We start from the raw sequence: 11,269 nt of genomic DNA, 5'->3' as shown, positions 1-11,269 counted from the left end.
TCCAACCTTCTCTCAAGTGTGTGGTAGTGGTACTAAACACTTCGAGATTTGGGGAGGCACTCCTTTTTTCTTGCTTTAAAAACTTAAGCTGGGCAAGGGTTTGGAATTATGAAATTCATTCATTCATTATAAACGAAAATACAATCTTGGTAACCGCAAATCATTTGCGTGGTACCACAAAGTTTTTACGTGTCCACGTCAGTGATTTTCGAGTCATACAATTTTATTCGGCTTGTTTAAAACTATTGCGGTCAAACGTCTTTTCTTCAACTGGCTCAAAGATATCCGTACTATACCGATCAATAATCACTCTACCTTCAAACATTTTCTTCACCATAACTTTCTTTGCTGCTTTAAGGCTTGTCCTTACTCCAGTCATCCCGCCCACATACATGGCAGATATGGTATCTCCTGCTTCAAGCTTGGAACCTCGGCAAACAGAGTTGTCCAAGTAGAATATAATGTTACCTGCCGAGTATAAATCACATTGAATAACGCCTTCTTTTCGAATAAGAATATCGCCATTGGATTTAAGAATTGACTTTTGCCCCTGATTAATATTAATCTGAACCTTTGATTCTTGGCTTAATGCAACTCTCATGAAAGCTTTCTTCAAGATTCGCAAGAAATCTTCCATTCTTGGAGCTGTCAATGGGTATAGTAAGAAAGGATGAACTGTTTGACTTTGTTCAAGAATATTTTATCCTTTTCAGCCAAATCAGTTTGTTCTGCAGCATATACATTCTCTTTTACGGCTGACAGTTGTGTTGTGGTCCGATGGTGGTTCGTAAACCAAATGTTTAAAAGAAACTCATTCAGGCTATCCTCAATGCTCTCAGTAAAGCTATACTTTTGCTCCAATACATTTTGCATGTGCGTATATTTCGACAAAGAGCTATTCTGAAATAAAAAAATGATTATGCTTCCTATTAATAAAAAAACAGCCATGAATGAGATGTAAATTAAAAATTGCCGGGATATACTTTTTTTATTCATTATGTCTCCTTATATAAAAGCTGCTTCATTACCGATTACTGCCATATCAGCACCTTATTGCGCCCTTTTTGTTTGGCTTCATATAACTGCTGGTCGGCTCTATGGATCCATTCTGTCTCGTTCAAGCCAGGTTCCCATTGGGCAATTCCTGCGGAAAAAGTGAAGGCAGGAATTTGATCGGTGTAAGAAAACGGAAGAATTCTTAGCTTCTGCAAAATTTCGTCAATGACAATCGAAGCCTCTGAAGCCTTGGTATCTAGCAGGAGAACAATAAACTCCTCGCCGCCATATCTGGCTAACAAATCGGTTTGGCACAGGTTCGCCTTCAGAAGCTTGGTAAGTCCCTTAAGTACCTGGTCACCAACTGGATGGCCGAACTTGTCGTTAATGGACTTGAACCGATCTATATCGAGAAGGGCCAGCGATACGGAAGATGGATAGCGCTGTACACGCTGCAATTCAACAGAAAGATGGTTATTGAAATATCGTCTATTATAAATACCCGTTAACGGATCACGGAAGGCTAGCTGTTCAAATTGTCGTGCACGGGACAGCAGGCGAGAAACCCTTGCTTTTAACTCCTTAAATTGGAAGGGCTTAGTGACGTAGTCATCAGCACCAAGCTCGAGGCATTTAACCTTGTCTTCAATATCATTACTACCGGAAAGCACGATCAACGGAATCCATTTCAGCTTCACATCTTCCTTTAACAGCTCAAACAGGGTATAGCCTGACTCCGGATACATCACTAGATCTAGAATGATGAGATCATAGGTGTGCTCGTACAGCTTTCTCTTAGCAGTAGCTACATCCGACGCTTCGTCGATCTCAAGATCAGATTGTCGAAACCGTTTAAGCAACAAATTGCGCAGGTCAGCATCGTCATCTATAATCAGCAAACGGTCAACTGAACTCTTCATAGGAAATCTCCAGTCTGTCCAAATACCGTTTAAGGTTGTTGACTTCCTGAAATATGTATTCCGAGCATTTGTTCTTGGCGCCTAGCTCCAACGCAGCGCCAAATTCGGTAATGGTGTCAAAACCGTATCCGCCTCCGCTGCCTTTCATACTATGGCCGGCAATGAGGATCTTCTCATAATCGAACAAGGCTAATGCTTCGATGATTTCGCTGACATCTTTATATCGGTTCGCCAAATATCCGGGAATCATGTCTTCTAGATCCGCATCTATGTGGATGCGGATTTTTTGTAGATTTTGATTGTCGTAGGTACCCAATTACTGCTTGCCTCCATGCCGGTTGATTTCATCCAACAGCGTTTGTTTTTTGATCGGTTTAGTTAGAAATGTGCTACATCCTGCTTCCAAACATTTTTCCATATCTTCCTTCAAGGCGTGTGCGGTCAACGCCACGATGGGAACTGTAGGCACACCGCTGAGTTCCTCCCATTGGCGAATTTCGCGAGTAGCCGTATACCCGTCCATAATGGGCATTTGCATATCCATTAGGATGAGATCATAGAAGTTTTCTTTCCTTTTACGGACAGCGACTTCACCGTTTTCGGCATCTTCCAGCGTGTGGTCGGTTTTCTTAAAAAAGGAGTGAATCAAGAGACGGTTGTCTTCATTATCTTCCACCAGCAAAATGTGTTTCTTTCCTCCGGTTGAAACCAGGTTTGCCGTATCTTTAGATTGTTCCGTCTGAGTTGTCTTCTGAGTGCCTAAAGAGCTTAAAATTGCGTTCATAAGCTTGATTTTCTTAACCGGTTTGACCAGATACGAGGCTAAACCTAGCTCTTTGCAGCGTTGTATGTTTCCAGCCTGGTCATCCGAGGTAAGCATCATAATCGTGGTGGCCTTCTGCTCAAACTCGCCCAATCCAGAAACCATATCGAACCCGTTCATGCCCGGCATGTGATTATCCACGATAACCAGCCTGAACGGATCACCTTCTGCCTGCGCCTGCTTGAATAATGCCAAGCCACTGTATCCGCTGTCGCCCTCCTCCACACGTAAATTGTATTTGGTCAGTATTTCCTTGAGAATAAGCCGGTTGGTCTGGTTGTCATCAACGATTAACGCACGCATACCGTCAAGAGGTACATGCGAAACAGTTATCGATTGAGGTTTAACGGTTTCAGTCAGCTTTATGGTGAAATAAAACGTGCTTCCTTTGCCTTCTTCGCTCTCGACCCAAATGGACCCACCCATCAGTTCGACAATCATTTTGGATATGGCCAGTCCTAAGCCTGTACCCCCGTATTTCCTTGTCGTGGACGAATCCGCCTGCGTAAATTTTTCGAAAATGCTATCGAGTTTATCTTGAGAGATGCCTATGCCTGTATCGGTAACGGCAAACAATAAATCACCACGGTTGCTGCCTTTCGGATCAACTGTCACCTGGACCATGATTTCGCCTTTTTCCGTAAACTTAATGGCATTTCCGATCAGATTGAATAAAACCTGGCGTAAACGGCCGGGATCACCGATCACGTATGGCGGTATATCGGGCGTCAGTCTGGTAAGCAGCTCGAGCTTCTTACCGTGAGCTCTTATCGATAAAGTTTCCGTCGCTTTCTCGACCAGATCTTCTAAATCGAACTCTGTGCTCTCCAACTCAAGATGTCCTGCTTCAATTTTAGAAAAATCGAGAATATCATTAATCAGATTCAACAAATTCTCTCCTGCTCTGCGGAACGTTTCTACATATGTTTGCTGTTCCTCGCTGAGCGGTGTTTCATATAGCAAATCCGACATTCCGATAATGGCGTTCATCGGTGTACGGATTTCATGACTCATGCTGGCGAGAAAATCACTTTTCGCCATATTGGCGGTTTCCGCTTTTATTTTCGCCTGCAGAAGTTCTTCCTCGTTATGCTTATCTTCGGTTATATCACGTGCAACAGCATAGGCCAGTTTAGCATCCGCTGAAGCTGTTGCGTTCCACGAGAACCATTTGTACGTTCCGTCCTTACACCGAATTCGAGTGAACAAATTAATAATCGGGGTAAGATTCTGGAGCAAATGGTGGAATGCATTCTTAGTCTCCTCTTGGTCGTCCGGATGAACTAGCGAAATAAGCGGTTTGGCCAGTAATTCTTCTTTCGTGAACCCAAGCTTGTCCCAAGCGGGATTGAGGTCTTTGAACGTTCCGTCGAGTGTACCGACCATGATCATATCGTACGATAATGCATACAATTGTTCCTTTTCCTTCAATATTTTATTTGTTTTCTCCTGCTGCTCCGTAATTTCATCATACTGTGCGATAATCTCCTCATTCTGAACTTCCAGATTGTCGAAAAGCTCGCGTAAATTGACGGTCATCTTCTGTGTCGCAGATGCCAATCGCCCAATCTCATCTTGCCGCAATATACGCTTCGAAAAATCAATATGTAAATTTCCTTTGGACACCTCTTCGACAAGGGCTATTGTTTGGTGTAGCGGCATAAGCGTTCGACGGATTAAGTAAGAAGTCATGAAGATAATTAACAGTAGGATAACTACTAACATTGAGATTGCTGATAATAGAATGCGATTAAACGCACCCATCATGCTGTTCACCGGAATAACGGATTGATAGAACCAGTAGCTGTTGATTCCATTAATATGGATCGGCTCGAATACACGCTGGACCCTAGTCTTCAACACTAGTGACATATCATATAATGACGTTTCCTGACCTCTTGATATAGATGGCGAAATTTGGTCAATATTCCCGAATACAGTGCCGTTCATCTCGCTATTGCCTCCATGAGCGATATAGGTTCCGTCGCTGGTTAAGAGAGACGAGAAACCACCAAGGGGCTTTATGTTGTCGACAAGCTCTTGCATATAACTTATATCGTAATCGAAACCAATAATACCGAGAAACTCACCGTTCTTATCAAGAATTGGAAGAACAACGGATGTAATTAATACTTGCTCATTTTCAATAGAATAGAAATACGGGTCAAGCCACACTGGTTTTTTCGTTTGTTTCGGGAGTGAATAATAGGTTGCCTTGGTATCATTATAATCGGTGAACGGTAGCGACTTGATATTCCCATCCTGATTCAGCAACCAGGTTGCGAATCGACCGGACGCATCTTTATTATTCGCGTACTGCGCGTCCTTAGCATCAAAAGCATTCTGTTCCCACACCATATAAACCTCAAGAACATCCTTGTTGATTTTCAAGTAGTCCTGCAATAAGTGATTCACTTGTTCACGAGAAGCTCCTACTTCCTTCAGTAAAGTAATTTCCTGCTTTAACTGATCCAGATTTCCCTTGGGAACATTGAAGGTGGCTTCGATGTCGCTCGCATTTGACTGCGCCGTAAGCCTTGCGTAATTCTCGGCGTTCTTCAAGCTGTCGTCATAAGCGATTTTTAGGATGACGACAGTAAATATACAGCCAATAAAGAGCACGATGGCTAAATACAAATTAAGTCTTGTTGATATTTTCCAGCTTTTTTGTTTCACTAATGATCACCTTCCAGAGTAAGTGCGTTATGAATGGAACCGGGATTATAATCATCATACGTTGTCTAAGGTTCATGCATCTTATTATAATAAACCTGAAACCCATACTTGTAACCGAAAATATATGTCGCATTCACGCAAAAAAAATTCGTATTCATGAAAAATAACAGACTGTTTAAAGAGTCGGCACTGAGATAAAAATAGATAATCCATTATCGGGCGATGAATCGACCTCCATCTTACCGTCCATACTGCGAACCCGTTCCTTCATTCCATAAACACCCATACTGCTAAAGGAATTTTCCATCGCACTTACATCCATACCTCTTCCGTTATCAACATATATCAACTGAATTCGATCCGGATAGCTGAATAAAGAAAATTGAACTCTTGTTGCATTAGAATGTTTGGTTGCATTCGCCAACATCTCCTGAACAATACGATAAAATCCTAATAAAAACTCGGCACTTAGATTATTATTGAAATTGGTAGCATCGAATTCAATAGAATAATTCGTACGTAGCTGTGTGAATTCAAATAATGCCTCTAGTGAGGAAACGAGCCCTTCTTCTTTTAACATAGGCGGTCTTAGTTCGTTGCATGTTATACGTATTTGATAAATAACGTCCAACAGTCCCTGACTTATTTGTTGAAGCTGTTCCCGAATTTCTGGTGAAACGGATGGATCTGTTGACAATTGATCCAGCTTGCGATACCAGATAATCTGCTCCTGAAGAGCAGCATCATGCAAATCCTGGGAGAGACGTTTTCGTTCATGTTCGGACAGATTAAACAGAAGTCGCAGAAGCCAGGGAGGCGCAACTTGGTTAGAAGCAATCTTTTCAAGCTCCTTTGTTAAGTCTTCTATTAATAGGAAGTTATCATACAGGACACTGACATAACGAGCGATGGTATTCAACCATATTTTCTTGGCACGGATCATTAGCATAGGTGGTTTTTCACCAATACAGAGCAAATAGTTTTTTTCCTTGATTTCTCCAATCTTCAAGAAGTATCCACTAGGAGTAGCGTTAAGCTCACATATCGGGATATTTCGGAGTTCGAACATTTCCTCCAGTAGTTGCTTCGGTATATGAACATTACCGGCCTTGATTACCACATTACATTCCCGGTCTACTTCAATCAGATAAACTTCAGCAACATTTATAACTTTCTGAACCTCTTTCACAAGCCGCTGCTCTATCTCACTCAATTTCATCACACCAAACAGATCATGAGAAAATTGATCGAGGCTGGTCTGTAAACGGATATACCGATTTTCGCTGTCGCGGATCAATTGCTCAGCACGTGTCCTGTCATCCTCCGCTTTCATTCTATCCGTAATATCACGCAACAAGGTAATACCTGCATTAGTTCCCTTATAAGGAATGGCTGCGGCAATAACTTCAACATCAATGGCCTTACCATCCATACGAATGATTTTTTGCCCGACAAAAGGAGATATGGTCATCTGCTTATATATGTCAGATATACGCGATACCGCTTTTGCTCTATAATCAGAATGAATATAATCGAATATAGGTTTACCGATGATGTCGTCTTGATTCGGGAACTGGAATAAGGTTAATCCAGCGGGATTGATATATATAAATTTATAGTCTGCATGAAGTACAATCGGCTCTGGGGATAATTCCACGAGACGACGGTTCAGTTCCTCACTTTCCAACAACGCCCTTTCCGCTTGCTTACGCGATGTAATATCCTCAAACACATGCTGCACCGTTAATGATTTGGAATCATAAATGGATGTGACAGATACTTCAGCCTCCTTACCATCCAAACGGATAATTCTAAATTCCCCAGGCGTAGAATACCCATTCTTCATGGTATTCTCGACTCGTTCTTCTACATAAACCCGATCATCTGGATGGATCCAGTCAAGCGGATTAATGCCTATTATCTCATCAGTGTGTTTGGCTCCTATGATGTTGATAGCAGCAGGATTAGCATAAATAAAATGTTTATCCTCGGAGATTGCGATGGCAATTGGGGAGAGTTCAACTAACCTGCGATAACGTTCCTCACTTTCTTGTAGAGCTCTTTCCGCTTTTCTTCGTTCCGTAATATCATTAAATACGACCAGTGTAGATTGAGATTTAACATCATAGATGCTTGTTGTCTCTGCCTCAATAATATGTCCATCAAGACGAATCATTTTATACTCCATTGAACTCACATATTTGTCCTCGATGACCAAGGCACTTCTGTTTCTGGCAACTTCCATATACTCTGGAGAGACAATATCGAAAACTGAAGTTCCAATAAGTTCATCTTCGCTGCTGGCTCCTAGCAGATTTACTCCAGCTGGATTCATATAAAGGAATTTCCCATCCCTTTGGGTAGCAATCGGTTGAGGAGAAAGGTCAATTAATCTGCGGTAACGCGCTTCGCTTTCTTTGAGTTCTTTTTCAATTTTCGCTTTTTCAGTTATATCCCGCGAGACCACAACAATACTATCCACTTGACCATCTTTGTCGAATACCGGGGTCGCCACGCATTCGACTTCTATTGAATATCCTAATCGATGAATGAAACGAAATTGAAATTGTTTATCGATTCCTTGTTGAACTAAATCCTCTAAGTCACTGTTTATTATGTTTAAATCTTCCTGATGAACATATTGAAATATCGAAGTTCCAACCATTGTTCCTTCATCGAACCCCAGCATTCTAGTATAGGATGGGGAGCAGTATCGGATCGTACCCTCAATCTCCAATACGCCCATTACATCCATCATGTTGTCTGCGATCAGCCGATATTGTGCCTCACGATCGGCCAGCGCTTTTTCGGTTTCCTTCTTGGCTGTAACATCCTTGCATATCGCATAAGCTCCAACAACTTCAAGGTTCACATAAATCGGTATTTTCTTCATTTCCCAATGAAAAACCTTTCCATTACTATGTCTAGAAGTCATCTCGTAATTCTGCGGCTGCCCTTGCTTCACTTTCTCAAAATAACCAGCCATCCGTTGCAGATTATCAGCTCCAAAGAGCTGGGTCAGGGACAAATCTAGGTCTTTGTCCATAATCAATTCACCTGTAATATGTTCCGCTGCCGAATTGATAGCAAGGATATTACCGCTAAGATCGACTTCACAGATGATGTCGGAGTTATATTCGAATATAGATTTATAACGCTGCTCGCTTATATGTAGAGCTTCTTCCATCAATTTTCTTGATGTGATATCGAACACAACCCCATCTAACCTTGCCAAGATGCCTGATCTGTCCATCGTAGTTATAATTCTGTTCTGAACCCATCGAATATCACCGTTTTGACCAATAATCCGATATTCACTTATATCTGAATTCCCTTGAAGCAGTCTTTTTGATAATTGTTCAAATATTGATAAATCACCTGGATGAATAATACTTTTCCAAGACTCTCGATCAACAAACTTTTCGGTGGGATAACCTGTAATCTTGGACAATCCTTCAGAGGCGAATGGTAATGTCCGCGAGGTTCCGTCGTATGACCAGATGCCTACATCCACCGAATCCAATACATTTTGAAGCAACTTCTGATTTCTTTCTAACTCTTGCTGAGCTATTTTTCTATCATTAATATCGATAACAACCCCATTTATTCTTGCAACACTGCCGTTTCCATCCAATACGGGCGTTCCAATACATTGAACCCATCTGATTTCACTGGATTTATGAACGATGCGATGTTCAAAGGTGGCGGATTGTCCGGAATCTAATTTTTCCAGATATTCATTGGTGCGACTAATATCCTCCGCATAGATCACGTCTTTCCAGAGGTTCTGATTATGTTTAAATTCCTCACGTGAATAACCATACACTCTATGAATACCTGAAGAAACTACCAGCTCATCCGTTACTTTATCTACTGTCCAAATTGCCGCATCAATGTTATCTAATAGAGACTGTTGCTGTGGCACACTATTCACTCCTTCCGTTTATTTATATATAACATAGAATCACGTTTAAGATACCTACCAGTTATCACCACCTATGGTTTGAAATATGAGTCTGATAATAAACCCATCTGATTTGCCCGCATAACCGCTTCAATCCGCGATTTCACATTCAATTTCTGGAATAGACTGGTTAAACAATATTCCAAAGCCCGTTGACTCATAATGACCTTCTCTGCTATTTCTTTATTGCTCCTTCCCTTAGATATCTCCTTCAATATTTCATATTCTAAGTTACTGATTACTATAGGTTCATTCTCTGGTCTTACCTCTGATACACTAACTGTAGTTCTTCTTAATTGTTTAACTAATGATAGAGGCAATATAACTTCACCACGCAGGGCACAACGAACTGCCGCTACAAGTTGTTCCTTATTCGCCGTTTTTAATAGAAATCCGGATATTCCGGATTCAATCATTAAATTAAAGTGGTTTTTGAATTCAAATCCGGTGTAGATGATAATTGTTGCATTGGTGACAACGCTTAAAACCTGCTTAGCAAGATCAATCCCGTTTAAATCCGGCATATGCAAATCAAACAACATCACATCAAAATGTTGTGTTGTCGCTAATTCCAAAGCCTCTTCTCCTGAATTTGCCAAATAAACCTCTATATCTCCCTCTTGCTCAAGCAGCATCCTTGCTCCTTCTATAATGGATGGATGATCGTCAACCAATAATACTTGAATCATGATTCAAACACCTCGGTTCAGTATTATTATGCATAAAGGTTTCCTGAAACACCTAAATGGAGACGATTCTATAATATACCTGAAACTCATAATAAGTAACCGAAAATGCTTTGCGTGACCGCGCAAAAATAAATGTTTATTTGTTTTTTTGATGGTAATAATGATATCAGGTCGAACATTCTTGGAGGATCTATAATGGCATTCTCTATATTTTTTTCAATAACTGTAATCATGAATATTTCCTATTCGGTGTCTAAGAAGAATCTCGATGTTCTCGAAATCATCTATATTTGGATGGTTGTTAATATAATCCACCATAATTTCATAACGATCTTTGCTTTAAATATGGGATTGTTTGATTTTGCCGAGAATAAATCTCAATATTGGACTATGGCTCTTAATAGAGTGTTTCTAATTCCTGTACTCATCATATGGTATTTAGATCGAAGCTTGGAGGGAGGGAGGGAGTCCATACAAAAAGTGAGCATTGCTGCCCGTGGGTATTACAATTCTAGTAAGCATCGAATATCTTGCCCTTGCTCTTCATGTTTATACCTTCAATCATTGGAAGCTATGGTGGTCCTTTGGGGAGTGGTTTGTTATTTTCTTGTTAGTCAATTATTCGTGGATATGGTTTAGGAATTTACTTAGAAAAGAGATGAGCTAAATATTACCTCTACCTGTACAATTTGATCATAATGAATGGTTTATTCTTTTGAATTGTATTTTGGGATACATGTGGCTATTATTTGTCCCAAAAAGATATCCTCATGTAGTTTCTGTATTGGTTATCTTATTTACCATTACTGTTGCTATCATCATGGATCATACACTCGCAACTCCACCATTGGATTTATATGATCTCAATGATCTTAAGAAATATGAATTGACAGATGTAATCACGTATTTTGCATATACCCCTTACGCTCTACTTTTCATATACTTATATGACAAATTCAATCCAAGCGGATTATACTTTACAGCGTATATCGTTATGTGGACTTCTGTCAAGATAGTAGACACAGATTCTTATTCTCACACCGCCAGTTCTTGGTACATACGTTCGTAATCAGAAGGTGTGTTATATCCAATCGAAGAATGGATACGTTGATTGTTGTAGAACACTTCAATGTATTCAAAGATGCTCTTCTTGGCTTCTTCACGCGTTTCGTATTTACGGAGGTAAATCCATTCTTTCTTC

General features: G+C 40.6%; 8 protein-coding genes. All 8 read right to left on the bottom strand.

Going from position 1 to position 11,269, the window contains the following annotated elements:
• Positions 1–223 precede the first annotated feature (223 nt).
• Positions 224–601 carry a hypothetical protein gene (locus G9U52_RS38640; protein WP_166158745.1) on the bottom strand — a complete coding sequence of 126 codons (378 nt, stop codon included), beginning with the start codon at positions 599–601 and terminating at the stop codon, positions 224–226.
• Between the two features lie 47 nt (positions 602–648).
• Positions 649–873: a hypothetical protein gene (locus G9U52_RS39650; protein ID WP_207953482.1), complete on the bottom strand. Its 225-nt coding sequence runs from the start codon at positions 871–873 to the stop codon at positions 649–651.
• A 158-nt stretch (positions 874–1,031) separates the two neighbouring features.
• On the bottom strand, positions 1,032–1,916 hold the full coding sequence (locus tag G9U52_RS38635; protein WP_166158743.1) for a GGDEF domain-containing response regulator: 885 nt from the start codon (positions 1,914–1,916) through the stop codon (positions 1,032–1,034).
• Entirely contained in the window at positions 1,900–2,232 is a 333-nt protein-coding gene (locus G9U52_RS38630; protein WP_207953481.1) for an Hpt domain-containing protein, read from the bottom strand. Before G9U52_RS38630 ends, G9U52_RS38635 begins: the two co-directional genes overlap by 17 nt.
• Positions 2,233–5,415 carry a response regulator gene (locus G9U52_RS38625; protein WP_166158741.1) on the bottom strand — a complete coding sequence of 1,061 codons (3,183 nt, stop codon included), beginning with the start codon at positions 5,413–5,415 and terminating at the stop codon, positions 2,233–2,235.
• 175 nt (positions 5,416–5,590) lie between these two features.
• Positions 5,591–9,340 (bottom strand): PAS domain S-box protein, encoded by a 3,750-nt coding sequence (locus tag G9U52_RS38620; RefSeq protein WP_166158739.1) that lies wholly within the window; start codon positions 9,338–9,340, stop codon positions 5,591–5,593.
• A gap of 71 nt (positions 9,341–9,411) precedes the next feature.
• The gene (locus G9U52_RS38615; RefSeq protein ID WP_166158737.1) at positions 9,412–10,068 is read right to left on the bottom strand and encodes a response regulator transcription factor; all 657 of its coding nucleotides are present in this window, start codon (positions 10,066–10,068) and stop codon (positions 9,412–9,414) included.
• Positions 10,069–11,103: 1,035 nt separating this feature from the next.
• Positions 11,104–11,269 (bottom strand): IS3 family transposase (locus tag G9U52_RS38610; RefSeq protein WP_166158735.1); only part of this gene is annotated, 166 nt, incomplete at its 5' end.

It is taken from the genome of Paenibacillus agricola, from assembly GCF_011440305.1.
Lineage (GTDB): Bacteria > Bacillota > Bacilli > Paenibacillales > NBRC-103111 > Paenibacillus_S > Paenibacillus_S agricola.
This window is presented reverse-complemented; position numbering and strand designations above follow the sequence as displayed.